General features: G+C 44.3%; 26 protein-coding genes and 1 other RNA gene. 5 read left to right on the top strand and 22 right to left on the bottom strand.

The window, feature by feature from the left end; genetic code table 11:
• The first annotated feature begins 25 nt into the window (after positions 1 to 25).
• On the top strand, positions 26 to 346 hold the full coding sequence (locus tag B158_RS0110670) for a DUF721 domain-containing protein (RefSeq protein WP_018625364.1): 321 nt from the start codon (positions 26 to 28) through the stop codon (positions 344 to 346).
• 157 nt (positions 347 to 503) lie between these two features.
• Here B158_RS0110670 and lpxC read toward each other — a convergent pair whose 3' ends face one another.
• The 20 genes from lpxC to rsmI form a co-directional block, all read right to left on the bottom strand.
• Positions 504 to 1,418, bottom strand: a complete 915-nt coding sequence (gene lpxC, locus B158_RS0110665; RefSeq protein WP_026309363.1) for a UDP-3-O-acyl-N-acetylglucosamine deacetylase — start codon at positions 1,416 to 1,418, stop codon at positions 504 to 506.
• A 405-nt stretch (positions 1,419 to 1,823) separates the two neighbouring features.
• Positions 1,824 to 3,002, bottom strand: coding sequence for a cell division protein FtsZ (gene ftsZ / locus B158_RS0110660; protein WP_018625362.1), 1,179 nt, complete (start codon positions 3,000 to 3,002; stop codon positions 1,824 to 1,826).
• A gap of 97 nt (positions 3,003 to 3,099) precedes the next feature.
• A complete protein-coding gene (gene ftsA, locus B158_RS0110655; protein WP_018625361.1) occupies positions 3,100 to 4,326 on the bottom strand; it encodes a cell division protein FtsA in 1,227 nt (408 codons plus the stop codon).
• Between the two features lie 4 nt (positions 4,327 to 4,330).
• A complete protein-coding gene (locus tag B158_RS0110650) occupies positions 4,331 to 5,119 on the bottom strand; it encodes a cell division protein FtsQ/DivIB (protein WP_018625360.1) in 789 nt (262 codons plus the stop codon).
• Between the two features lie 15 nt (positions 5,120 to 5,134).
• The gene (locus B158_RS0110645; RefSeq protein WP_018625359.1) at positions 5,135 to 6,073 is read right to left on the bottom strand and encodes a D-alanine--D-alanine ligase; all 939 of its coding nucleotides are present in this window, start codon (positions 6,071 to 6,073) and stop codon (positions 5,135 to 5,137) included.
• A complete protein-coding gene (murC, locus tag B158_RS0110640) occupies positions 6,073 to 7,527 on the bottom strand; it encodes a UDP-N-acetylmuramate--L-alanine ligase (protein ID WP_018625358.1) in 1,455 nt (484 codons plus the stop codon). Before murC ends, B158_RS0110645 begins: the two co-directional genes overlap by 1 nt.
• Entirely contained in the window at positions 7,524 to 8,642 is a 1,119-nt protein-coding gene (murG, locus tag B158_RS0110635; RefSeq protein WP_018625357.1) for an undecaprenyldiphospho-muramoylpentapeptide beta-N-acetylglucosaminyltransferase, read from the bottom strand. Before murG ends, murC begins: the two co-directional genes overlap by 4 nt.
• Positions 8,635 to 9,858 carry a putative lipid II flippase FtsW gene (gene ftsW / locus B158_RS13090; RefSeq protein ID WP_018625356.1) on the bottom strand — a complete coding sequence of 408 codons (1,224 nt, stop codon included), beginning with the start codon at positions 9,856 to 9,858 and terminating at the stop codon, positions 8,635 to 8,637. The genes murG and ftsW overlap by 8 nt, the downstream gene beginning before the upstream one ends.
• Complete coding sequence (murD, locus tag B158_RS0110625; RefSeq protein ID WP_018625355.1) at positions 9,855 to 11,198, bottom strand: UDP-N-acetylmuramoyl-L-alanine--D-glutamate ligase; 1,344 nt, start codon at positions 11,196 to 11,198, stop codon at positions 9,855 to 9,857. Before murD ends, ftsW begins: the two co-directional genes overlap by 4 nt.
• 15 nt (positions 11,199 to 11,213) lie before the next feature.
• Positions 11,214 to 12,293 carry a phospho-N-acetylmuramoyl-pentapeptide-transferase gene (mraY, locus tag B158_RS0110620; RefSeq protein ID WP_018625354.1) on the bottom strand — a complete coding sequence of 360 codons (1,080 nt, stop codon included), beginning with the start codon at positions 12,291 to 12,293 and terminating at the stop codon, positions 11,214 to 11,216.
• The gene (locus B158_RS0110615; protein WP_018625353.1) at positions 12,293 to 13,690 is read right to left on the bottom strand and encodes a UDP-N-acetylmuramoyl-tripeptide--D-alanyl-D-alanine ligase; all 1,398 of its coding nucleotides are present in this window, start codon (positions 13,688 to 13,690) and stop codon (positions 12,293 to 12,295) included. Before B158_RS0110615 ends, mraY begins: the two co-directional genes overlap by 1 nt.
• Complete coding sequence (locus B158_RS0110610; RefSeq protein WP_018625352.1) at positions 13,687 to 15,273, bottom strand: UDP-N-acetylmuramoyl-L-alanyl-D-glutamate--2,6-diaminopimelate ligase; 1,587 nt, start codon at positions 15,271 to 15,273, stop codon at positions 13,687 to 13,689. Before B158_RS0110610 ends, B158_RS0110615 begins: the two co-directional genes overlap by 4 nt.
• Positions 15,266 to 17,023, bottom strand: coding sequence for a peptidoglycan glycosyltransferase FtsI (locus B158_RS0110605; RefSeq protein ID WP_018625351.1), 1,758 nt, complete (start codon positions 17,021 to 17,023; stop codon positions 15,266 to 15,268). Before B158_RS0110605 ends, B158_RS0110610 begins: the two co-directional genes overlap by 8 nt.
• Entirely contained in the window at positions 17,023 to 17,379 is a 357-nt protein-coding gene (gene ftsL, locus B158_RS0110600; protein WP_018625350.1) for a cell division protein FtsL, read from the bottom strand. Before ftsL ends, B158_RS0110605 begins: the two co-directional genes overlap by 1 nt.
• Entirely contained in the window at positions 17,376 to 18,311 is a 936-nt protein-coding gene (gene rsmH / locus B158_RS0110595) for a 16S rRNA (cytosine(1402)-N(4))-methyltransferase RsmH (RefSeq protein ID WP_018625349.1), read from the bottom strand. The genes ftsL and rsmH overlap by 4 nt, the downstream gene beginning before the upstream one ends.
• Before the next feature lie 2 nt (positions 18,312 to 18,313).
• Positions 18,314 to 18,769, bottom strand: a complete 456-nt coding sequence (gene mraZ / locus B158_RS0110590; RefSeq protein WP_018625348.1) for a division/cell wall cluster transcriptional repressor MraZ — start codon at positions 18,767 to 18,769, stop codon at positions 18,314 to 18,316.
• 369 nt (positions 18,770 to 19,138) lie between these two features.
• Positions 19,139 to 19,549, bottom strand: a complete 411-nt coding sequence (locus tag B158_RS0110585; protein WP_018625347.1) for a DUF2784 domain-containing protein — start codon at positions 19,547 to 19,549, stop codon at positions 19,139 to 19,141.
• A 242-nt stretch (positions 19,550 to 19,791) separates the two neighbouring features.
• An RNA gene (rnpB, locus tag B158_RS13270) (RNase P RNA component class A) lies at positions 19,792 to 20,148 on the bottom strand.
• A gap of 91 nt (positions 20,149 to 20,239) precedes the next feature.
• Complete coding sequence (locus tag B158_RS0110570; protein ID WP_018625345.1) at positions 20,240 to 20,734, bottom strand: DUF3016 domain-containing protein; 495 nt, start codon at positions 20,732 to 20,734, stop codon at positions 20,240 to 20,242.
• Positions 20,735 to 20,832: 98 nt separating this feature from the next.
• Positions 20,833 to 21,702 (bottom strand): 16S rRNA (cytidine(1402)-2'-O)-methyltransferase, encoded by an 870-nt coding sequence (gene rsmI / locus B158_RS0110565; RefSeq protein WP_018625344.1) that lies wholly within the window; start codon positions 21,700 to 21,702, stop codon positions 20,833 to 20,835.
• A gap of 65 nt (positions 21,703 to 21,767) precedes the next feature.
• Here rsmI and B158_RS0110560 point away from each other — a divergent pair, with 65 nt between their 5' ends.
• The 4 genes from B158_RS0110560 to B158_RS0110545 are packed head-to-tail and all read left to right on the top strand — an operon-like array spanning position 21,768 to position 25,169.
• Positions 21,768 to 23,606, top strand: a complete 1,839-nt coding sequence (locus B158_RS0110560; protein ID WP_033414111.1) for a penicillin-binding protein activator — start codon at positions 21,768 to 21,770, stop codon at positions 23,604 to 23,606.
• Positions 23,607 to 23,651: 45 nt separating this feature from the next.
• Positions 23,652 to 24,020: a YraN family protein gene (locus B158_RS0110555; RefSeq protein ID WP_018625342.1), complete on the top strand. Its 369-nt coding sequence runs from the start codon at positions 23,652 to 23,654 to the stop codon at positions 24,018 to 24,020.
• Between the two features lie 31 nt (positions 24,021 to 24,051).
• Positions 24,052 to 24,639 (top strand): phosphoheptose isomerase, encoded by a 588-nt coding sequence (locus B158_RS0110550; RefSeq protein WP_018625341.1) that lies wholly within the window; start codon positions 24,052 to 24,054, stop codon positions 24,637 to 24,639.
• 2 nt (positions 24,640 to 24,641) lie between these two features.
• A complete protein-coding gene (locus B158_RS0110545) occupies positions 24,642 to 25,169 on the top strand; it encodes a BON domain-containing protein (protein ID WP_018625340.1) in 528 nt (175 codons plus the stop codon).
• Between the two features lie 87 nt (positions 25,170 to 25,256).
• On the opposite strand, the gene B158_RS0110540 is transcribed toward B158_RS0110545, so the two are convergent.
• Positions 25,257 to 25,709 carry a ClpXP protease specificity-enhancing factor gene (locus B158_RS0110540; RefSeq protein WP_018625339.1) on the bottom strand — a complete coding sequence of 151 codons (453 nt, stop codon included), beginning with the start codon at positions 25,707 to 25,709 and terminating at the stop codon, positions 25,257 to 25,259.
• Positions 25,709 to 26,341, bottom strand: a complete 633-nt coding sequence (sspA, locus tag B158_RS0110535; RefSeq protein WP_018625338.1) for a stringent starvation protein SspA — start codon at positions 26,339 to 26,341, stop codon at positions 25,709 to 25,711. The genes B158_RS0110540 and sspA overlap by 1 nt, the downstream gene beginning before the upstream one ends.
• Positions 26,342 to 26,367: the final 26 nt, after the last annotated feature.

Genomic DNA, 26,367 nt, shown 5'->3' with positions numbered 1-26,367 from the left:
AATTTAGCCCAGAAATATTGAGCTTATGAAGCGTCCTTTCCGAGCCAAATCCGTGGCTGATGTGCTCAACTCACCTGACAGTGTGTTGAAAGGGCTGCTTGATAAAGCAGACTCCCTGAAATCCATTACCGATAGTATTCACCAGCACTTACCCGAAGACTTGCAGAAACACTGCACAGTATCCGAATACAATAAAACCAGTCTGGTTATTACTGCCGACAGCCCTGTTTGGGCTACACGACTTCGGTATCAATCTTCCGAGTTACTCACTCAACTCAGAAAAGCCGGTTTTCTTGGCCTGGCTAATATTCAAATCAAAATTGACCCCAATAAAAGTATGCCATGAAAACCCTACAATTTATAAGTCTTTTAAAACCAGCAAACGCCAGCGACTAGTCTGGCGTTTTTGAATTTATGACGATTAAGTCACAAAGCTGGCTAAAAATACTATAAAAACGACTAAAAATTCAATCCTTAATCTCTACTTCATTAATAACCGAACACTATACAGATAGCGCTGGATTCATGATGTAAGAGATAGGAGCTGCATTAGCATCTTCATAAGTTGCTAATTCCCATGCAGTTTCGTCCGCCATTAAGGTACGGATCAATTTATTATTCAGTGCATGGCCTGATTTATAGCCTGAGAAGGCACCGATCAAACTATGGCCTAACAGGAATAAATCACCAATTGCATCCAATATTTTGTGTTTTACAAACTCATCGTCATAACGAAGACCGTCTTCATTAAGAACACGGAAATCATCCATCACAATCGCGTTATCTTGACTACCACCAAGTGCCAGGTTGTGAGAGCGCAAGTACTCGATATCTTTCATGAACCCAAAAGTTCGAGCGCGACTCACTTCTTTCACAAAGGAGGTACTTGAGAAGTCAATAACTGCAGTCTGACGACTTTTCTTAAAAACCGGGTGGTCGAAGTCAATCGTGAAAGCTACTTTAAAGCCATCAAAAGGCTCAAATACAGCAGTCTTTCCTTCATCTTCAACTTCAACACGTTTCTTAATTTTGATGAATTTCTTTGGAGCATTCTGCTCGGTGATACCAGCAGATTGCAAAAGGAATACGAAAGGACTGGCACTGCCATCCATAATAGGTACTTCTGGCGCCGATACGTCAATATACGCATTATCAAGGCCCAAGCCCGCCATCGCAGATAGCAAATGCTCAACCGTAGAAATACGAACGTCATCTTTAACCAAGCAGGTTGAAAGCGTGGTATCACCCACATTTTCTGGCTTAGCTTCAATCTCAACAATCGGGTCCAGATCAACGCGACGGAACACAATCCCTGTATCCACTGGTGCTGGACGTAGGGTCAGATACACTTTTTCTCCTGTGTGTAGCCCCACGCCAGTAGCGCGAATGGTTGTCTTCAACGTACGTTGTCTTATCATTCAGTTTCTCCAACGCCTTGAAAATCAAGACTTTAGGTGTAATTTACTCAAATTCTAGCGCATAGTATCACAATATGTCAGTTCTTTGAACAATTTTTGAACATTTTTTAGACAGTTGTTTGAAATATTTGTTTAACTCTTGATTTATATAGCTACAAATCGTTACAAATATTCCCAATCCTTGCACTAGCTCACACTTTCAGCCGTGGCTGACTTCCTTATTAGCCTAATCGAACAGCGTTGAATAGAAGCTGAACAATTAATCAGGCATGGCAGTACGAAGACGCTCGAAGGGAGTGCCTCTTCGTACTGTTCAAAGTATGAAAGCAACTTTTTCAATAAGTTTCACCTTGTCACCGATGATATCGTCTGAGCAACAAAATCAGTGTCAATATTGACCGCTTATTAGTCGGCTTGCTTTCTTAGGAAAGCAGGAATATCCAGGAAGTTATCAACATCACTGCCAACCGCCATTTTCGAGCTTTGCTCTGGAACAGAGCTTGCGCCCGCCTGTTTGCGAATTGAAGGCGGTAAATCTAACTGTCCATAATCCAGATCGCCATTCGCCTTGCGAACTTCTTTCTGCTCGTTGCGGCTATTACTGACTAAGCGCATATTTGCTTCCTGACCAAGTCCCGTTGCGACCACGGTAACTCGAATTTCATCACCCATTTGAGCATCGATTGCCGTTCCAACGACTACAGTCGCATCTTCATGAGCGATATCTTCAATCACTTCACAAACTTCTGAGAACTCATCAATAGTGAAGTCTTCATTAGCAGTAATATTAACCAGAATGCCGCGTGCACCTGAAAGGTCAACATCTTCAAGTAATGGGCTGGCAACGGCCATATCAGCAGCAATTTGCGCTCGGCCTTCACCGGCTGCAATTCCTGTACCCATCATGGCCTGACCTTGCTCAGCCATAACAGTGCGTACGTCAGCAAAGTCGACGTTGATTAAACCTGGGCAGGTAATCAACTCTGCAATACCCTGAACAGCACCATGCAGTACCGAGTTAGCTGATGCAAACGCTTCTGTTAAACGTAAACCTGCAAACTGAGCCACCAACTTATCGTTTGGAATGATGATTAATGAATCAACTGATTGACGCAGTTCATCAATACCTGCTTCAGCCAGCGCCATGCGTTTTTTACGCTCAAACTTAAACGGCTTGGTCACAACAGCAACTGTCAAAATGCCCATTTCTTTAGCAATTTCGGCAATAACCGGTGCAGCACCTGTACCAGTACCACCACCCATGCCGGCAGTAATGAAAACCATATCGGAACCTTGTAGCACTTCCATGATACGTTCACGATCTTCATGAGCCGCCTGACGACCTACTTCTGGATTTGCTCCAGCACCAAGTCCGCGTGTGATGTTCTGACCAATCTGGATAGTGGTTTTGGCAGTTGAAGATTCCAACGCCTGAGCATCTGTATTGGCACAGATAAACTCAACACCATCAATATTGGCTTTCACCATATGTTCGACGGCGTTGCCACCGCCACCACCAACGCCGATCACCTTAATGATCGCGCTGTTCTGACAGCTATCTACTAATTCAAACATGTTAGCCATAATAATTTCCCCTTCGATTTACTTTAAATTGCTTACACTTAATGTGCTCTAACAACATTTACTTCCACTTTTTTTCAATAAAGCGTTCCGCGCTTTACTAAAAACCACTAAACCACTTTTTCATGCGCTCAAAGAGCCCAGTAAAACCGGTTACATTTCTTTCACGATGATGTCCCAGATCCTGTTTTCCATAGATCAATAAGCCAACACCGGTTGCATAAATTGGATTCTTCACGACATCCACAAGACCTTTAATGTGTTGTGGCATGCCTTGACGTACTGGCATATGGAACACTTCTTCTGCTAATTCCATAAGGCCTTCCATTTTCGAACCGCCACCGGTAATTACAATTCCAGCGGCAATCAAATTTTCAAAACCACTGCGGCGAATTTCTGCCTGTACTAATTCAAATAATTCGCTATAACGCGGCTCTACAACGTCTGCTAATATTTGACGAGATAGTCGGCGTGGCTGCCTGTCGCCTACGCTGGGTACTTCGATGGTTTCATCTAAATTCGTTAGTTGACGTAAGGCACAGGCATATTTAATTTTGATGTCTTCCGCAAACTGAGTTGGCGTACGCAAGGCAACTGCAATGTCGTTAGTCACCTGGTCGCCAGCAATCGGAATTACCGCAGTGTGTCGAATAGCTCCGCCAGTAAAAATAGCGATATCAGTTGTGCCACCACCAATATCAATCAAGCAGACACCAAGCTCTCTTTCATCTTCAGTGAGCACAGCATAACTTGAAGCCAACTGCTCAAGAATGACGTCTTCGGTTTCCAGGCCACAACGAGCGACACACTTAGTAATATTCTGTGCTGCGCTCACTGCGCCGGTAACCATATGAACTTTTGCTTCTAATCGGACACCAGACATGCCTACTGGCTCGCGGATGCCTTCCTGATTATCGATAACAAATTCCTGAGGTAGGACATGTAATATTTTCTGATCTGCTGGAATAGCCACTGCTTTTGCCGCATCTATCACACGGTCAACATCACTTTGCGCTACTTCATGGTCTTTAATCGCGACAATGCCGTGCGAGTTAAGACTTTTGATATGACTGCCAGCTATGCCGGTGTAGACCGAATGAATCTGACAACCAGCCATCAACTCTGCTTCTTCAATAGCTCGCTGTATTGAGGCAACCGTCGACTCAATATTTACCACTACGCCTTTTTTCATACCGCGCGAAGGGTGTGAGCCGATGCCGATAATATCTACGGTATTATCGCTACCTACTTCCCCAACAATGGCTACGACTTTTGACGTGCCAATATCCAATCCCACAATTAATCGTTTTTCTGATGATTTCGACATTGCTTTACCTATTGCCCCCACCGTTTTCTAGCGGTGTTGTATTGCTAAACCATTTAGCTGCAAAACCGTTTTGATATCTCAAGTCCACATAGGCCAATGCATCTGACTTATGTGTTTTCAACACATCTATGTGATTCAAAAGGCGCTCTATTCTCTCTTCCACATGCACCTTGCCAAGCTGAACAACTAACCCGTCATTCAGCGTCAAACTGATGGCACCTCGTTCGCTCAACTGCATACCTTCTATGAACAGCGACTTTTTCAAAAGCTGTTCCTGATAAGTTTGCAGCAGTACCGTTAAATCCTTTGCCATTTCATCTGGCCCCTGTAGTTTTACCCAGTTCATATCGGGTAACTGTTCAGGGTAGAAAACTTTACCTTCTAATGAGACCACACCATTCAGTCCCCAATACGCTAATGGCTCATATTCTTCCACGGTAACTTGTAAGGTATCGGGCCATACTTTGCGCAAACGCACCGACTTTACCCAAGGTAGTGCGACAAACTTTTCTTCAGCAGTTGTCATATCCATAGTGAAGAAGCCACGATCATCAATAGATTTAATTGCAGCTCTGACTTCATCAGCCGATGTATACTGTTGCTCAAAAACTTCAAGTCGATTGATTGGGAACACATTGTCAGTATTAATGCTAAACACCCAAATCCCGGCAAAGACTAAAGCCACAACAAGCGCGCTTGCAGAAGCAATACCAAGCACCCACTTCAAAGGCTTAATCCAGCCTTTCAAGCTTTTCGCCTGTTTGCGTTCTTCGCGTGTTGCCATCTTTGCCATATCAATCAATATCCTTTAATGTCTTTCCACAAAACTGGTTTCGAGCACCGCGACTACCAGCTCTTCAAAACTCATGCCTGACTGCTTTGCAGCTTTAGGCACCAATGACGTTTCAGTCATTCCTGGCACTGTATTCACTTCAAGCAAATACCAGTTGCCGCTTGAGCGCTCTCGCATCAAATCGACTCGGCCCCAACCTTCACAACCCAGCGCATAAAATGCCGCCTGAGATAGTTCGGCCAGTTCCGCTTCATCTTCTGCATTTAAGCCGCTTGGGCATAAATATTCAGTCGTATTACTTTGGTACTTCGCCTGAAAGTCATAAAAAGTATTCGGCGTTTTGACACGAATACTGGATAATGCTTTGCCATTCAAAATACTGACGGTGTATTCATCGCCATCAATCCATTGTTCAAGCATCACTTCACGATCATATTGCTTAGCGCTATTCACTGCTTTTACCAGAGTTTCTGCATCATCAGCTTTCGCCATTCCAACACTTGAACCTTCACGAATCGGCTTTACCATCACGCAGCCACTCATATCGGCTAATACGTCTGCTGTTTGATCTAAACTTAAAACACCCGTATTCAACATGCGGTGTTTGGCAACTGGATAACCCATTGCCTGCCAAATCAGTTTCGTGCGCAATTTATCCATGGCGATTGCAGAGGCCATGACACCGCTACCGGTATAAGGCAGACCTAATAATTGTAAGTGCGCCTGAATAACTCCGTCTTCGCCGCCACGACCGTGTAATGCATTCCACACGCGATCGCACTGGCTATTTTGAATAGCTTCCAGGCCATCTGTTTTTGGATCAATCAGCACGGCATCTATCCCAACAGTTTGCAATGCGTTGTGAACCGCTTTACCACTGCGTAACGACACATCCCTTTCTGCAGAATGTCCGCCATAAAGCACCGCAACCTTGCCGAATTTATCAATACTCATTATTCGGCCTCCGTGTTTAATTGACGTAAATCCATTTTGACTTCAGCCCATGCCGGAGCGAGTGCTCCTACATTGCCGGCGCCTTGAGTCACAACCACGTCACCATCTTGCAAAATGTTGCTCAACAGTTCTGGTAGTTGTGAAATTTTTTCTACGTGAATCGGCTCGATTTTTCCACGCTGACGAATGCTTCGACACAAGGAGCGGCTATCCGCACCAGGGATGGGTTCTTCACCTGCCGGATAGACTTCAAGCAGTAACAATGCATCAACTTCTGAAAGAACTTTACTGAAATCTTCATACAAATCACGGGTACGGCTATAACGATGAGGCTGATAGACCATAACCAGGCGACGTTCTGGCCAACTACGACGCATCGCCTCAATAGTCGCCATTACCTCACTCGGATGGTGTCCGTAATCATCAAGCAAAGTGATTGTTTTGCCATCTACTTCAAAGTCACCATACATCTGGAATCGACGACCAATACCACCAAACTCTGCCAACGCTTTTTGAATTGATGCATCAGAAACACCATCTTCACTGGCTACAGCTATCGCGGCCAAAGCATTTTGTACATTGTGCCGGCCTGGTAAGTTCAAGGTAATTTCAAGCTCACCTTCATGGTCTCGACGAATGACTTTAAAGTGACTTTTGGTACCAGACTGTGTGAATTCAATCGCCCGAACATCTGCATTTTCGCTGAATCCATATGTAACGGTTGGGCGAGTAATTCTTGGCATGATTTCCTGCACCGTTTTGTCATCAATGCACAATACGGCTAGACCATAAAACGGTAAGTTATGCAGAAAATCGATAAAGTTATTTTCGAGATTCTTAAAATCCCCGCCATAGGTGTCCATATGGTCAGCTTCGATGTTAGTAACTACCGAAACCATTGGCTGAAGATGAAGGAAGGAAGCATCGCTTTCATCAGCTTCAGCAATAAAGAATCGACTGGTGCCAAGACGCGCATTTGAACCTGCACTGTTAAGCAAGCCACCAATAACAAAAGTCGGATCAAGTCCACCTTCCGCAAAAATACTGGCAATTAAACTGGTCGTAGTCGTCTTACCGTGGGTACCAGCCACCGCAACACCATGTCTGAAGCGCATCAACTCGGCCAACATTTCTGCACGAGGGACCACTGGAATCCGGTGCTCACGGGCGGCTTCTAATTCAGGATTAGTTTTGGGTATTGCTGTTGAAGCAACCACCACATTCACATCTCTAATGTTGTCGCTTCTATGCCCAATGAAGATATCAGCACCTAAAGTTTTCAGGCGTTCCGTGACTTTACTTTCACGCAAATCGGACCCAGACACCTGGTAACCCAAATTCAACAATACTTCTGCAATACCACTCATCCCGGCACCACCGATACCGATAAAGTGGACGCGACGAATACGACGCATCTCTGGAATCTGTTGCATTAATGTACTGTTAGAATTCATGTTTTATTTCTCACTTTCGTTTCTGCTTTTTCTGCTGCCGCTTGCTTACAATATTCTGCAACGGCCTTGGTAGCATCTGTCCTTGCTAATGCTTGAGATTTTCTTGCCATCTCAATTAAATGTTCTTTGTCATTAGCCAGAGCAGTAATTTCCTGAGCTAACCTTTCTTTACCCAAATCGTGTTGCTGAATGATTAATGCTGCACCCTGATCAGCAAGATACCGTGCGTTATAGGTTTGATGGTCATCCACCGCATGCGGATAAGGCACAAATATTGCTACGCATCCTGCCATTGCTATTTCAGCTACGGTCAATGCACCTGCACGGCACACTACAAGATCTGCCCATTGGTAGGCATGCGCCATATCATCAATAAACTCACACACTTCAAATTTAACTTTGTCAGTTGCCGTTGCTTCGTATCTCTCAGTAACAGATTCATAATTACCTTTCCCGCATTGATGCTTGACATGAACCTCTAAACCACTATTAACCAAGCTAAAAGTTTCCGGTAACTCTTCATTAAAAACAGCTGCACCTCGGCTACCACCAACAACCAGTATGTGAACGCTTCGGTTATCCATTTCGATCCGCTCTGATGGATCCTTATCGCTACCGATGTCCTGTCTGACTGGGTTACCAACGGTTTTTACTTTGTCACTTTCCGGGAATGCGCCTGGGTAGGCCTGTAATGTCCAGCGACTGAATCTGCTCAATTGTGTATTAGTCATCCCAGCAATAGCATTTTGCTCATGAATCACTAATGGGACTCCACACAATTTTGCAGCAATGCCTCCTGGCCCACTGGCAAAACCACCCATTCCCAGTACTACATCTGGTTTAAATTGTTTGATCGCTTTGCGGGCAAGCCAAACACTTTTCATAAGTTGAAATGGTGCTTTTATTAAAGACACCAGACCTTTATTACGAATGCCTTTAACTGGCAGTACACTCATTGGAATATCATGCTTAGGAACAAGCTCTTCCTCCATTCCACCTTGCGATCCCAACCAATGAAGCCTCCAACCTTCCTGCTGCAGTTCTTTTCCAACCGCCAATGCCGGGAAGATGTGTCCGCCTGTTCCGCCTGCCATCAATAAGATACGCTTAGTCATCCTGACCTCCTCTCGCAGAGCGATACTCGCGTTTCACTTTTGCAAATTCATGCTCACGACGACGGACTTCAAAATCCACCCGTAAAATAATCGCAATGGCCATACAGGTGACAATGAGCGAGTTACCGCCATAGCTGATAAACGGCAGGGTCAAGCCTTTGGTAGGAAGACTGCCGCTGGATACTCCGATATTAATCAGTGCCTGCAAACTCAACCAGAAACCAAATCCGTAGCTGATATAGGCGGCAAAATACTGCTCCATCTTCAGAGCACGACGCCCAATACTTAGGCTGCGCAACAATATGATAGAAAACAGGATGATGACGAACAGAACACCAACAAACCCGAACTCTTCGGCAAATACTGCAAACACAAAGTCTGTATGTGCTTCGGGTAAGTAGGAAAGTTTTTGTACGCTGTTACCCAACCCTACTCCAAACCAGTCGCCACGACCGAAAGCAATCAATGACTGAACCAATTGATAGCCGCTACCAAATTGATCAGCCCAAGGGTCAAGGAAGCTGGTTAAGCGCTTCATTCTGTATGGTTCTTTCCAGGCAACCAATGCCATGACAACACCAACAAATGCAGTCAATGAAATGAACTGCCATAACTTTGCGCCAGCCAGAAACAGCATAGCCAGAGCGGTTGCTACGATAACTGCAGATGAGCCAAAATCAGGCTGCAGTAGTAAGAAAGCAACCACCAGACCAATCACTAATAATGGCTTGGTGAAACCTTTAATCTGTGTCTGCAATTCATCACTGCGACGAACCAGGTAACCCGCAAGATAAGTTACGATGAAGAACTTCATTAATTCTGCTGGCTGTACTGTTAATGGACCAACACCAATCCAGCGTTTACTGCCATTCACTTCTTTGCCAATCACTAAAACCAGCATCAGCAAAATGATTCCTAATAGCAGCATATAAATTCCGTTAACCTGCCAGAATCTCGTATCAAGCTGCAGAACTAAAACTGACGCCACAACCGCAATGGATAAATAAATAATGTGCCTAATCAGGAAGTGGAACTCATTGCCATTCATGTGATCTTCAGCGAATGGCATTGAGCTTGATGCAACCATCATTAAACCAATCGCTAATAGAATCATGACAGGTCCCAGCAACCAGGGATCCAGGCGTGTACGCGGATCAGACAGCTTCAGCTGTTCCATGAAATCCGTGATTCTCAATGTGTTTAAGATGCTGGTCATAGCGCCTCCACACATTGAGCAAATTGTTCGCCACGATGCATATAGTTGGCGAACATATCTAAGCTTGCGCAAGCAGGAGAAAGAAGTACCAAATCCCCTTCTTGTGCATATTGATTAGCAGTGGTCACGGCTTCTTTTAAATTGCCGACCAGCTGGGATTTTTGTGGACATAATTTTGCAATTGCTGGTGCATCTTTTCCAAAACAAACCACAGCTTTTACTGTCTCATTGACAATCTGTCGCAGGCTGGACAGGTCTGCTCCTTTTGCATCTCCACCAGCGATTAGAACAATGTTATTGCCAAACTGGGGTTGGAAACTTAGTATTGCAGCAACTGTTGCGCCAACATTGGTAGCCTTTGAATCGTTAATGAATGTCACACCATTTTTTACTGCGACCAATTGGCAACGATGCGGCAAGCCCTTATAGGATTTCGCTGCATCTAACACAGGCTTGGTTAATTTAATGCCTGCAATTTCCACCAATGCTAATGCTACAGCTACATTAAGAGCGTTATGTATGCCCTGTAATGTCAGCTCGTTCAAAGCAAGAACCTTGTTGCCATTGTGAGTAATTGAGTTTTGCTCAATATTTACAGCCCACTCTGGCTGAGTATGTTCATTTGCAATACCAAACTTAACAACCTGAGCCTTGCCACTAGCGTCTTTAAGCCATGTGTTCTTATCGTCGGCATTGATAAGACAGGTGCCAGCCTGCTGATAAATTCTTAATTTGGCATCAGCATAGTCCTGGAAACTGTTGTAACGATCTAAATGATCATCACTGACATTTAAGACAGTCGCCACCACTGGCTTCAAGCTGTCAGTGGTTTCTAGTTGGAAGCTGGAAAGCTCGAGCGCTACCAAATCACCGTCTTGCTCCAATAGGTCCAACACTGGAACACCGATATTGCCACCAACTAATGCTCTTTTGCCGCTGGCATTGATTAGCTCACCAACCAAATCCGTAACCGTACTTTTGCCGTTGGAACCTGTTATAGCGATCACAGGCAAACTATTTATCTGTGCGAATAACTCGATATCGCCCACAATGCTGACACCGGCGTTTCGCGCAGCTTGTATATCATCGCGTGCGATAGAGATGCCAGGACTGACAACTAACTCATCATAATTTACAAATAACTCGCCATTCCATTTAAGCAAAGCGCCAGGAGCCAATTTTTCAAGTTCTTCGTGGCCTGGAGCAATGTCGCGCGTATCCATTACATGGAACGGCTGACGCAATGCAGACAAATAACGCGCAACCGCAAGCCCGGTCTGTCCCAGACCGAGAATTAAGCGGTTTTTGTAAGCGATATCTTTATGTTGCATTGCCATCATTCTCTAGTGTCCTGTTTAGCGTATTTTCAACGTCGCCAAACCAATCAATACTAAAATTAATGAAATAATCCAGAAGCGCACAATCACGCGAGGCTCTGGCCAACCTTTTAATTCATAGTGGTGATGTAATGGAGCCATCCTGAATATTCGCTTCCCTGTTAACTTGTATGAGCCGACCTGCAATATCACTGATAAAGTCTCAATGACGAACACACCACCCATGATGAACAGCACCAACTCCTGACGTACCATGACTGCTACGGCACCGAGTGCAGCACCGAGTCCCAGTGCACCCACATCACCCATGAAAACCTGTGCTGGATAGGTATTGAACCAAAGGAAGCCTAAACCTGCGCCAATTATTGCTGCGCAGAAAATAACAAGTTCACCCACTCCTTTAACATAAGGAATGGCCAAATATTCTGAGAAAACCTGATTACCGGTAACGTATGCAAAGATGCCAAGACCACCCGCTACCAGAACTGTTGGCAGTATCGCCAAGCCATCAAGACCATCTGTTAAGTTCACTGCATTACTGGTTCCAACAATCACAAAATAAGCCATGAAGATGAAGAGAATACCTAGTTGTGGCATGACGTCTTTCAAGAACGGCACTAATAGTTGAGTTTCAGCAGGTGAAGCCGTGTAGAACAGGTAAAGTGCAATGCCAGCACCTAATAGCGACTGCCAGAAATACTTCCAGCGCGCGATCAGACCTTTAGGATCTTTGCGCACCAGTTTGATGTAATCGTCCGCCAGGCCAATTAAGCCAAACCCCACCAATGCGATCAAAGCCACCCATAAATAACGGTTGCTCAGTTCGCCCCACATCAATGAGCTGAAAACAATCGCGAATATAATTAAGGCACCGCCCATGGTCGGAGTACCAGCTTTTGCAAGGTGTGTTTGTGGACCATCATCACGCACGGTTTGTCCAATTTGATACTTGCTCAAACGACGAATCATTGATGGACCTACCAGCAATGAAATGCCTAAGGCCGTAATTACGCTAACAATCGAGCGAAATGTTAAGTATTGGAACAGGTTAAACCCTGAGTAATACTGCGATAAATAGTCTGCTAACCAGGTCAGCATTATTGATTCCCCCCAAATTTCGAATTCTGCTCATCCGCGGCGGGTGCTACCAATGCATCGACCACCTGTTCCATTCGGGCGCTACGTGAGCCTTTTACTAATATTTTATAATCTGACTGCATAATGCTTTTCAGGTAAGAAACAAGTAGGTCTTTTGTCTCAAACCAATGTGCCTTTTCGCCAAATGCTTCGGCACTGTGTTTTACCCATTCCCCGCAAACCAGTAAGCGATCAATTTTTCTATCTTTTGCATACTCGCCCACTTCACGGTGATACCGCTCACTGTCATCACCCAGCTCAGCCATATCCCCAAGAACCAGCAATTTGGTTCCGCTTAGAGTTGCTAAGTAATCAATTGCTGCTTTTACTGCTGGAACACTGGCGTTATAAGTATCGTCAATAATCAGTGCGCCATTTGCTGCTTTCAATTGATTTAGGCGGCCCTTAACTGAAACCATGGTTTCAAGACCGTTTTTAATCATTTCCATATCAGCACCAGCAACCGATGCCAGTGCTGCAGCAACTAACGCATTGGATACATTGTGCATACCCGGTACCGGAAGCTGCACGCTTATTGTCTGGCTACTGCCGTCTTGGGTATGTTGCATTTCAAAAAGTACATTGCCGTTTGCTTGTAATTGACAATTATCAGCCACAAAGTTGGCATCTTTATGGCGTGATACTGTAACTTTGTGTAGCGAATTAAAACGCTCAGCCCAATCATCAGCGAATGCACTATCCAAATTAATTACTGCAGTTCCTTCTTCAGATAGACCCTCATAAATTTCAGACTTGGCTTTTGACACACCCTCAATCGACCCAAAACCTTCAATGTGTGCGGCTTCTACATTATTGATGACGCTGACATCTGGCTTAGCGATTGAAGCACAGTAGGCAATCTCCCCAACATGATTGGCACCCATTTCTATCACTGCGAATTGGTCAGTAGCCTTTAATCTCAACAGCGTTAAAGGCACACCAATATGGTTATTAAAATTACCCTGTGTTGCCAACAGATTGCCTTTTTGGCGCAAGATACTGGCAACCATTTCTTTAACGGTCGTCTTACCCGCGCTGCCAGTAATACCAATTACAAAAGGATTCACCTGATCACGCACATAACCCGCAATGGCACCAAGTGCTTTAGAAGTATCGGCAACAATGACTTGTGGTAAATCACTATCGACAGCGTGCTCAACCAACAAGGCAATGGCACCTTCTGCTTTGGCTTTTCCTACAAACTTATGGCCATCAAAGTTTTCACCTATTAATGCCACGAACAGTGCATCGCGACAGTCCACTCGACTATCGGTTACCACTTTTTCTATAGTTTTTTCCGGCCCCTGAAGTTGGCCGTCAGTTACTTGTGCGATTGTTTTCAAACTTAATGGGATCATGCGATTTCCTCCATTAAGTCTGCTACTGTTTCCAAATCTGAATAGTGAATTTTCTTGGTTCCAATTTGCTGATAATCCTCATGGCCCTTTCCAGCGACAAGAATCATGTCATTGGCAGCACTGTGAGTTAATGCAAACTTGATTGCTTCTTTTCTTTTTTGAATATATTCAGCGTTCTTGTTACTCATGCCCTGACGAATCATGTCGACAATATTGTCAGCATTTTCCGTTCTTGGATTGTCATCAGTAATAATCACATGATTAGCTTTCTGTTCGGCAACACCGCCCATTAATGGTCGTTTTGTATTATCGCGGTCACCGCCACAGCCAAACACACACCACAAGTCACCATCACAATGCTCACGCAAACTACCGAGTGTTTTATCGAGAGCATCTGGGGTATGAGCATAATCAACTACAACCGTTGCCTTACCAGCTTTAGTAAAACTTTGCATACGGCCTGGAACAGCCTTGGCTGCATTAAGTGCAACGATCCACTTATTAATATCGCCAAACAAGAATCCTAAAGCAGACGCTACCGCCAATAAGTTTGATAAGTTGAAATGCCCTAATAAGCCAGAGCGTAATTTGCTTGTACCCCATGGTGTATGCAACTCAGCTTGAATGCCTTTCATATTGAACATTTGATTTTGAGCGACAACCCAGTCACTGATATTCAAACTGTCATTCTTTTCTTTACAGCTATAAGCAATTTTTCTGCAACTAATCTGTTCATCTGCTAATAGTCGACGTCCATATTCATCGTCAGCATTAATCACAGCGACCTGAAGATTTTCGCTGATAAATAACTCTCTTTTAGCTTGGAAATACGACTCCATATCACCGTGATAATCCAAATGGTCCTGCGATAAATTGGTGAATATCGCGACCTTGTATGCTACTGCTGCTACGCGCGATTGCACCAAACCATGCGATGAAACTTCCATCGTCATGTGGTAGTTTTTCTGCTGTAGATATTCTGCCGCTAATCGCTGAATAGCTATCGCATCAGGCGTTGTATTTTCTGTAGCTTTCAGTTCATTTGGATTGCCGTTACCCACCGTGCTAAGCATTAATGTTGGATATTGTAAAAACTCAAGCGCCTGAGCCAGTAGGTAAGCGCAACTGGTTTTCCCATTGGTTCCAGTTACACCAATTACTGACATTTTTTTAGTCGGGTTGCCATAAAAGCGGGCGGCAATCAGACTGACATTTTGACTTAAGTTTTTAACAGGAATTAAAACAGCCTCCTTATAGTTATAAACCCCGGAGAGAGTCTTGGCGGAGGCTGCCACTTGCTGGTTGTCATTGAGCAAGGTTTTGAAAATCGTTTCACTACCATCCTGTTCGAAAAGAACCACCGAAGCTCCTGAATCAACGGCTTGTTGGATATATTCACGGCCATCAGTAGCATGTCCAGGATAAGCTACGAACATTTCACCAGCTTTTATTTGACGACTGTCTAGCTGCAATCCGTTCACTTCAATGCTTGCTAGTTGCGGAAAGTCTTTCCACAACTGCTCACTCACTACTGGTTTAATGATCTTCTTCAATGCAGCGGTCTGTTGTAATGGTTTAGTCATGTTGACCTCCCACCACATTAGTCGCTGTAGCGATTGCGTGTTTTTGCGACTTATTATCTGGCGCAATATTTAGCAAATGCAGCGCCTTATCCGCCACTTTTGAAAAAACTGGGGCAGATACTGTTCCGCCGTAGTAACTATCACCGGCAGGCTCATCAACCATGACAACAATGGCAAATTTGGGATCGCTGGCTGGTACAAGTCCGGCGAACACGGTTACATACTCATCACCATAACCACCACGCACGGCCTTTCTAGAAGTACCCGTTTTACCTGCGACACGATAACCATCGACTTTGGCCTGAGTACCGGTACCACCTTCCGAAACCACCTCTTCCATCATTTTCACAACTGCTCGTGCCACTTCCGGCTCGATGACCTGTTCTTGTGGATATTCTTGACCATCAGTTCGCTTGATAAGCGTCAATTGATTACGTACACCACCTGCACCAAGAATGGCATAAGCCTGAGCCAGTTGAATGGGGCTGACCATAAAGCCATAACCATAAGACATGGAAGCCTTCTCATGTTCTGACCAATTAGCTCTCGGTGCTAGAATTCCATCCGCTTCACCTTGAATGCCTAATCCAGTCTCCATACCAAAACCGACTTTATAGTAAGTACTTAAGAATTCTTGATCTGAAAGTTCGAGAGCTATCTTGGAAACACCCATGTTGCTGGATTTTTTAATAATTCCATCCAGGTCCAGAACTCCATAATTTCGAGGGTCACGAACCCAGGCATAACCTAGCTTCATACGTCCAGGTGAAGTATCCACTGTTGAGTTTGTCGAAAACTTACCACTTGAAAGGCCACTGACTACCGTTAATGGTTTCACGGTTGAACCAGGCTCAAATAAGTCGGTTATGGAGCGGTTACGTGTGAACTCAGGAAGTCTACTGTCCGATCTATTGGGGTTGAATGATGGCTGGCTTGCCATAGCCAGAACTTCGCCGGTATCCACATCAACCACCACTACAGAACCACCTTTGGCGCCGTTCTGTAAAACAGCCTTCTTCAATTCTTTATAGGCAGTTGCCTGAATTCTTGTGTCAATACTAAGCTGTAGATCGTTGCCCTGCTCAGCCTGCGCCAGAATTCCTCGCTCTTCAACTACCCGACGGTACAAGTCCACTACTACCTGCTTACTTCCAGGCTGGCCAGTCAGAAAGCTGTCAAAAGCTCTTTCAACCCCTTCCAGGCCCTTGTCATCAATACCAGTAAAGCCCACAAGATGGGCAGTCACTTCAGCGCTAGGATAATACCGACGATACTCGGTTTTAAATTCAACCCCGGGAATATCCAGCCGTTTAATATACAGCCCGACATTCGGATCAACATGCCGTTCGAGCCAAACAAATCGTTTATCAGCTCTATCTTTAACCCATTGATTCAATTGATTTTCATTACGTTTCAATGCCGCAGCAAATGCTTTCCACTCTTTACTTTGTAGCACATCCTCATTAGCTAAAAGCGTTTTAGGATCAAGCCAGACTGACTCGGTGGGAACTGAGCGAGCCAGCTCAACACCATTACGATCCAGGATCAGGCCACGATGACTAGATATACCTTTTACACGTACCGAGCGTGACTCTCCTGCCTCTGTCAGTTCCTCAGCGTTAACCACCTGAAGATACGCAGCACGTGTCACTAAAGCACCAAAACCGCACAACAATACCGCAATCATGACGTAATAACGCCATGTACAAAGCGGTACTGTTTTTAACTTACGGTTCTGTACTTTCTTCATTATTTACCTCTAACCGAGGGCGTAATTAACACTTCATTTCTTGAATCTAACGGCTTCATTTGCAAGCGTTTTTCAGCAAGAGACTCTACTCTGCTGTGTTCTGATAATGCACTCTGTTCAAGGCTTAACTTCTGCCATTGAAGATCCAGTGCTGTCTGTTCATCTTCCAGTTGCTTCAATGCAATCGTTGCCTGACGCATCTGGTGAGTCTGGTGGGCAATCACAATACCTGAAACCACCACCAGTACTCCCAACAGAATGACTCCAAAGCGACGGAGCACGGTTGCCAGCAAACTGTAAAAAGGCCACAAACTAGTAGTTTCTTTTACCTTCTCTTTTAGTTTGGCCGGGCTCATGCCAACTTCTCCGCAACTCGCATTACTGCGCTTCGAGCTCGTATATTCCGTTCCAACTCGCTTTCACCAGCTTTGGTAAACTTGCCAACCTTCTTCATGCGACGATTAATCATGTCTTCCGTAATCGGCAAGCCAGGCGGAAAATCCTGCCCTTTTTCCTGCTTCTGAATAAATTGTTTAACGATACGGTCTTCCAGCGAATGGAAGCTAATCGCTACCAGGCGTCCACCTACCTTTAGTACGTTCAGTGCTTGTTCTAATGTATCTTTCAGATCATCCAGCTCACGGTTAACCGCTATACGAATGGCCTGAAAGCAGCGCGTCGCTGGATGTTTATGCTTTTCCCAACGGGGATGCGCTTGTGAAATAATGTCCGCCAATTCTTTGGTCCGAGTAATTGCCGTTTTCGCTCTTTTTTCTACGATGGCGCGAGCGATTCGTTTCGAATAGCGCTCTTCGCCGTATGTTTTAAAAGTCCAAACCATGTCCTCTTCATCAGTATTGGCAACCCACTGCGCTGCTGTCTGCCCACGAGTGGTATCCATGCGCATATCTAATGGCCCATCCTGCATAAAACTAAATCCGCGCTCTGCCTGATCAAGCTGTGGCGATGAAACGCCTAAATCCATTAACACACCGGTTACTTCACCAACCCAGCCACGCTTGCTAACCTCTTGTTCTAAAAGAGAAAAACTCTCATGAACGATGCTGAATCGTTGGTCTTCCTGCTGCAGTTGTTCGCCTACTGCAATGGCTTGTAAATCTTTATCAAATCCTATCAATCGCCCCTCATCCGATAGATGCGACAAAATGGCGCGACTATGTCCGCCGCGACCAAATGTGCAATCGATGTAAATGCCGTCAGGGTCGATCACTAAAGCCTCCACTGCTTCGTTTAGCAGGACTGAATCGTGTTCTTGTTCGGTGCTCATAACTAGAACGCCAGTTCAGGTAAACTTTCTGGATCCAATGGCCCCTCAGCCAACGCTTCAACATCCTGCTCAATCTTCTTGTGCCAATTCTCTTCATTCCAAATCTGGAAGGTTTTGCCTTGGCCGGCTAGTAGTAATTGTTTTTCCAATTGCGCATATTCACGCAGGACAGGAGGCAGTAGAATACGTCCATTACCATCGATTTCATGCTCTGATGCATGACCGAGTAACATACGTTTAATACGGCGTTGGTTAGGGTCTGTGTTAGAAAAAGTGTCGAGTTTTGCTTCGAGTTGTTCCCAGTGGGGGAGCGGGAAAAGTAATAAACACGGGTCAAACAGGTCAATAGTCACCACAATTTGATTGGAGCAAACATCTTCAAAACGCGAGCGGTACTTCGCCGGAATGGCGATACGACCTTTCGCGTCCATATTGATTGCAGTTGCTCCACGGAACATGGCTCTATGTAAACCCCACTTTTGACTCGTTATGCCAGAACCGAAAGTGCTACCCGGTTCTCAGCTGTTTTATGCAAATTGGTCGTTGATCTTCACTGATCCCTTACGATCCACTTTGCGACACTTTTCTCCACTTCTCTACACTATATGAACTTTGCATTGATTTTGCAAGGCAAATTTGCATGGAAAATGTGAAAAATGTCCTTATTTGACAAACACTTAGCGAAGTTAGTCAGCACTAACAAACATGCAAAAATAAACTGCTTATTTTTCAGAAAATTAGATAGGGAAGTTAGAATTTACTTTAAGTTAGAGTATGGGATTTAACATTTTGAGCTGTTTTTGGGTCAGAACAGTGGATTCGTTTGTTTAAACAGCCTTTTTAAAAGGTCTCGGCCTAACCCACAGCCAACTGACCAATACCAAAGCACCGAATAGAGTATAGGCCACAACAAATACCCAATGTGGAAAACGATAATAGAGAATCGTTTCCAGCCAGTATGAAATGAAAGAATCCTGATAGCCCGCCTCTCCAGCCATTTGTCGTAAGCTATTTTCCCAGACAGTCAATGGGCAAATAGCACCAAACCAGGACTGAATGACCACTACACCAATCGCTAATAAGTGTGCCAACCGAATCCAGGGGTTTCGAACCCAAGACCAGCCACATATGCCACCTATAATGATGAACAGCAATCCAAGCACCACAAATACAACAAATAGTGTATGAGTAATCAGAATTAAATCAGCCAACAAAATGTAGAATTCAGAAGAGTTCATGGTGTAAGTATACACGCTAACTGAACAGTTAATGACGAAGAAAAATAAGCTTGCTGGAATGCAGGGGCTCTTATGAAGAGTGCGTCTAGGACAATCATCGACAAATGACCGAAACTTCAGAACATAACTATCAATATGGAAAAAAATAAGCTGGCCGGTAAGCCGAATCTCTTATTAAGAGTGCGTCTAGGACAGTCATCGACGAATGACTGAAACTTCAGGACAAAACTATCAATAAGGATAAAATAAGCTGGCCGGTAAGCCGGATTCTGTCAAGGACAGTCATTCGTCTAGGCCATGAATCACTCCATGGCTCAAGCAACCTACCCGGTTCCAACGCGAGCCACGCCATACGGAACCCTATTTGGTCTTGCTTCGGGTGGGGTTTACCTCGCCACATACTGTTACCAGCAGTGCGGTGCGCTCTTACCGCACCATTTCAACCTTACCTGTGAATCTTGCGATTCCATCGGCGGTATGCTTTCTGTTGCACTTGCCGTCGGCTTGCGCCGCCCAGGCGTTACCTGGCACCCTGCTCTGTGAAGTCCGGACTTTCCTCTCCCCACCATATGGTGGGCAGCGACTGTCTGGCCAGCTTGTGGGCAAGTTTAGTCTTCAATGATGAAAAAGCAAGCAAAATTAAAAAGGCAGGCTCATTGGCCTGCCTTTTTATGTATATAATTTCAGAGTTTATTTAAACTGTGACTCTATGGTTTCTTCGAACCACTCCTCAAACATACGCTTTTCGTAATAAAAACTCTCTCTTCTGTATTGACCAGGAGACCTGATTCGATCCAAAAAATTCATGTCCTTTAATGTCTCAGTACCTTGTTTTAGAATCGTACCGTCTTTATTAATCAACTGATAATCAAACTTCATTATTGGGTAATACAAACGTTCTACCAGCCGATAATCATTGAGTCCACCATACCGGACATCTCCAGCCAGATCGAGATCGGTAATACGAAACTCAAACACAGCTCCCTCTGGTAATTTCTCACTAAGTTTTGTAAATGACTTCTCCAGACTTGTTTTCACACGCTTATAGAAACCTGATTTAGTCTCGTTTGCAGGACGTACATCAATAAAGTCATCAAAATCACCCCAGCTGACTTTAACCTCACCAGCTAGCGCCATCATCGGAAGCGTTAGTAAAATAGCAACTGCTGATTTAAGTGATTTCATAAACATCTCCAGTTCAGTTAATAGTCATTAAGTTCCAACTTGTAGAACTTTTCATTACCTACTAAGACTCTAGTTAACAGAGAAAAGTGACACTAATTTTATTTTTCTTTTTGTTCCAAAGCCCATTGATATAAGACCTTTTTCTTCAGCCCTGACACCTGAGCAGCAATTTTAGCAGCCTTATTCGGGGGTAACTCTTCGAGTAACGCAGCCATTAGCATCTGAGTATCAGAATCCATTTCTGTCGGTTTATCGTCAGCTCCAGTCACCATCAGAACAAACTCTCCCTTTTGTTGATCCAGATCTTGCTCCAGAATATTGATCAAAATAGCAGCCGTTCCGGATAGGATGGTTTCAAAGGTTTTTGTCAGTTCGCGAGCAATTACTAACTCCCTACCCCCCATAATTTCGCTTAAATCTTTTAGGCAGTCTAAGATTCGATGAGATGACTCATAAAATACCAGTGTTTCCCTATTTTGAGACAAATCACTGAAAACTTGTTTTCGTCCGGATGATTTCGCTGGTAGAAATCCCCAGAAACTAAAACTGTCAGTCGCCAGCCCGGCAACGCTCAGGGCTGTAATAATGGCACTGGGACCCGGGATTGGACTGATGCGAAAGCCTTGCTTCCTAATTTCTCGTACAAGCTTAAAGCCGGGATCGGATATCAGGGGAGTGCCCGCATCAGAAATCAAGGCTATATGCTTTCCCTGCTGTAACAGTCCTGCAATTTGTTCAATTCGAGCCACCTCATTGTGTTCATGGAGCGACATCATCTGAGTATCTATGGCGTAATGATGCATGAGCCGTTGACTGTGTCGTGTATCTTCAGCAAAAATCAGATCCACCTCTTTAAGTAGACGAATAGCACGTGTAGATATGTCTTCAATATTGCCAATCGGCGTAGCCACCACATATAAAATGCCTAATTGTGCCGATGCTGTATCACTTTGTGCGAATTCTGCCATAGCTTTTTTGCCTTGCTGCGCCTAAGCGCCTAAAATACCGATAATTATTTGATGAGTATGGAATTATGACAAAAAAGCGTATGCATAAGAACCTCATATTAGTATTCACGGCTTTTTTCAGCGTATTGATGGTAACGTCCTGTACAACCACCTCTTCTCGTAAGTCTGATTCACGGGCCGTTGCGGACTACGACATGCAGCCTGCAGAGTTTTATTTGCAGCAGGCAGAAGCAGCAGAAGAAGCCGATAGAGCCCCTTTCCTACTACAGGCGGCTAAAGCCTACGTTCAGAGAAAGCAATATACTCAAGCATACGATATATTAAATAGCTTTTATCCAACTCAATTACCGCTCGAATTACGCAAGGACTGGTACTTATTGGTCGGTGAAGTGGCTCTTACTCAGGACCAACCATTTGATTCAATCCGCGCTCTTCAAACAGTGCGTAACCCTGAGCAGTTCAGTCCTGAGTGGCAATCACATTATTACAGATTGCTTGCGGATAGCCTGGCTGCCAATCAGCGCCATGCCGATGCGGCAATGACACGCATCGAAGCCATGCCTTTGTTTACAGACCCAGACCTTCGCGAAGAACAGGAACGTAAAATCTGGATTGAGTTGATGACTTCTCCAACCGGAGCTCTTGAAATCACTCGCAACCGTGCGGATCAGCATGATGAGCTTGGCTGGTTAGACATGGCGATCATTCAGCAGCAATTTGCCAATAATCCAGCTGCCCTTTCAGAAGCTATGCAGGAATGGAATATCCTCTATCCTAACCATCCGGCCCTTTACTATATTGATATTAAAGTACAACGAGAGAGTGTTGTCGTTGATATTGGTGCTCCAACAAAAATTGGACTGTTTCTTCCAACTAGCGGGCGCCTGTCTACAGTTGGTAACGTGATTCTTGATGGATTTATGACTTCGTTTTATGACACCCAGATGATGGGTAGCGAGAAGCCCGAAGTGGTTGTTTATGACACAGCCAGTGAACCCGTTGAGTTACTCTATCAACAGGCTTTAGCTGACGGTGTTGAATTTGTCATTGGTCCTTTATTGAAAAATAAAGCCAACGATATAGCACAATATCAAAAGCTGCCAATTCCAACTTTAGTTTTAAATCGACTGGATAATACCTACGCACCAACGGGCATGTTCCAGTTTGGACTGCCAATCGAAGATGAGGCAGAACAGATCGCCCGTTCCGCTATTGATAAGGGACAAACCCGTGCTTTCGTTATCAATGCTGATAAAACTGTCGGCAATCGAGCAGTCGAAACATTTAATGACGTTTTTCAACGCCATGGCGGTACCGTGGTTAGAAGTGCCGACTTATCTCGCACTCCGGATCCAAAAGTTGCCGTGATGCAGATGCTTGGCGCTGATCAGGCTGAAAAACGAAAGCGAGAGCTGCAAAACCTTTTAAATCTTCCGATTGAGTCTTCAGCACAAATATCTACCACTGCAGATTTTATCTTTATGATTGCAGAGCCGGAAAAAGCTCGTATTATCAAGCCATACTTGAACTATTACTATGCTTACAATCTGCCTGTTTACGCCACTTCAAACCTTTATAATGGTAGTAATAGACGCGAAAATGACCTCAACGGCATTTATTTTGTCGATGCCCCCTGGATGATACCGCAAACCGAGGAACAGGCTTCGAACAAGCAAAAGATTACGAAAATGTTCCCAACCGCAGGTGGTAGTCTTGGACGCTTTTTTGCACTAGGCTATGACTCATTCCTGCTAATACCTGAAATTGGCCAGTTATCTGCATTATCCGATTACTCTGTTGAAGGGCTTTCGGGTGAGCTTACATTAGATTTTTATGGCAGAATTGTTCGCAAACTTGCCTGGGCTAAATATCAGAATGGACACTGGATACCAGTTAACCCTTAGCAATACTAACTTTAATAAATTGGTCATCAAGGAATAGTACGATAAATGAGTACTCGACAGCGTGGTGATAAGGTTGAACTCTTCGCCGAAAATCATCTCAAAAAACGAGGACTCAAGTTAATTGAGAGGAACTATAGTTCCCGTTACGGTGAGATTGACCTGGTCATGCTGGATGGTTTGACTTTAGTATTTGTTGAAGTTCGCTTTCGCGCCAATACCAGCTTCGGTAGCGGTGCTGAAACCGTTGATTTGCGCAAGCAACAAAAAATCATCAAAACGGCTCAGTTGTATTTACAGTCCAATAAAAAAATGCAGCAACGTGATTGTCGTTTTGATGTTGTTTCCGTAACATTGGCATCAAATGAGCCGATTATAGAATGGCATCAGAATGCTTTTCAGGCCTCCGCCTGGTAAGTATTGTATCAGTTACTCGACCAGGTAGATTATGATAGAACGAATTCGTGATATTTTTACAGAAAGTATTCAAACTAAAATTGCTGCAGCTGATGCTCTACCCGAGTCAATCGAAAAAGCTGGGCAAATCATGGTTAACAGCTTGCTTAATGGCCATAAAATTCTTAGTTGCGGTAATGGTGGATCTGCTGGCGATGCACAGCATTTCTCTTCAGAAATGCTCAACCGCTTTGAGCGCGAGCGCCCAAGTTTACCGGCAATTGCCTTAACAACTGATACGGGTACGCTGACATCCATTTCTAACGATTACAGTTATAATGACGTGTTTGCGAAACAATTGAGAGCATTAGGCCAACCTGGCGACGTATTGCTGGCTATTTCAACCAGTGGCAACTCGCGAAATGTGATTAATGCCATGGAAACTGCTCTCAGTAAAGATATGCTGATTGTTGCTTTAACCGGTAAAGATGGCGGTGAAATGGCAGGTCTGATGGGGCCTAACGATATTGAAATTCGTGTTCCATCAAATTCCACGGCACGAATTCAGGAAGTCCATCTTGTGGTGATTCATGCACTTTGCGATTTTATTGATAACAGTTTATTTGGTACCGAGGTTTAATAATGCTAACTAAAAACTCACTCCGCTTTTTAATTCTTCTTCCAGTCTTACTGCTTGGCTTATCAGCATGTACAACTTTTGGCACCGTTGCTGAAGACTCTAGTATTCAAGTCCGGATCAAAGACAGAATTTATCCGATACTGGAAAAAAACCAACCTAATGCTGTGGATGTGGTTAGCCATAATCTTTATGTGCTCATTTATGGGCAAGTGCCTAATGAAGATGTAGTTAACCAAATTTCTATGGCGGTTAAAGGTGTGCCTGAAATGAAGAAGGCATTTAATGAGTTACGTATTGGTAACCCTGAAAACGTCAGTACTGCTACAGATGTCTGGATCACAACCAAAGTCAAATCCAGTCTTGCTGCAGAAAAGGGGTTGGATTCTAAGCGTATAAAAGTCATTACCGAAGATAAGGAAGTGTTCCTGATGGGAATGGTTACTCGCGAAGAGGGGGACAAGGCTGCCCTCGTTGCACGCAATATTTCCGGCGTTAAAAAAGTAGTAAAAATCTTTGAGTATATCGACTAAGTAAAATTCCCACTCGATAGGAACGCAAAGGCGAGCATAGTGCTCGCCGTTTTTTATTATTTAAACCTGAATCACTTAAGTAAGCTACTACTTAACGACTTTTAGGTTAGGCTTTCCTTTTGGAGGCTTTGGTGGCTCATCGTCTGGTCCATCATCACCGGGTCCTGAACCATTTTCATCATCAATTGGCGCTAACTCTGGCTCATTTGTCTCATCAGAATACATATTAGCGGAAAACATAATACCCTGATCATTTTCCCTGGCATAAATTGCGATAATTGAGCTGGTAGGAATATATAGGCCTAATGATTGCCCAGAAAAACGGGCATTAAAGCTTACAAAGTTATGATTCAGTTCAAAGTTAGCAACAGCAGTTGGAGCAATGTTGAGAACAATTTTTCCGTCATTGGCGAACTGCATTGGAACATCAACTTGGGGATGCGAAGTATCAACGAGGATCTGGGGAGTCCACTCATTATCGAGTATCCACTCGTAATAAGCGATTAATAAATAAGGTTGTAATGGCGAGTTACCCGCCATTACATTAGACCCATTTTGATTTCACGTTCTTCTTCAGTCAAACTGACCTTGAAAGATTCGCGATCAAAAATACGCTCCATATAATCGTGGATTGCCTTGCTACCACGACCTGAGATCTCAATTCCTAATTGATCAGCGCGCCATAACAAAGGAGCAATGACACAATCAACCAGCGAGAACTCTTCACTCATAAAGTAAGGGTTGCTGGCAAACACAGGCGCTAGAGCCATAATGCTTTCCTGTAATTCCTTACGAGCTTTTTTTGCCTTTGCTTCAGTACCGTTAACGATAATTTCGTATTGGCTGTACCACTCCTTCTGGATGCGATGCATCATCAGGCGGCTACGGCCTCGAGTCACTGGGTATACCGGCATTAATGGAGGATGAGGAAAACGCTCATCCAGGTACTCCATGACAATACTGGCTTCGTATAAAACCAAGTCACGGTCAATTAAGGTCGGAACTGAACCATATGGATTCAAGTCCAACAAATCTTCCGGAACATTGTCAGGGGTAACTTCTACCACTTCATAATTTACACCTTTTTCTGCTAAAACAATGCGTGCCTGATGGCTGTACACATCATTGCCAGAAAAAAGTGTCATAACTGAACGTTTGGCAACTACTGCCATACTGTTTTCTCCTGCGAATAACAAGA

This window comes from Kangiella aquimarina DSM 16071 (genome assembly GCF_000374105.1).
Lineage (GTDB): Bacteria > Pseudomonadota > Gammaproteobacteria > Enterobacterales > Kangiellaceae > Kangiella > Kangiella aquimarina.
The sequence above is the reverse complement of the archived record's forward strand: the minus strand, read 5'-3'. Positions and strand labels throughout refer to the sequence as shown.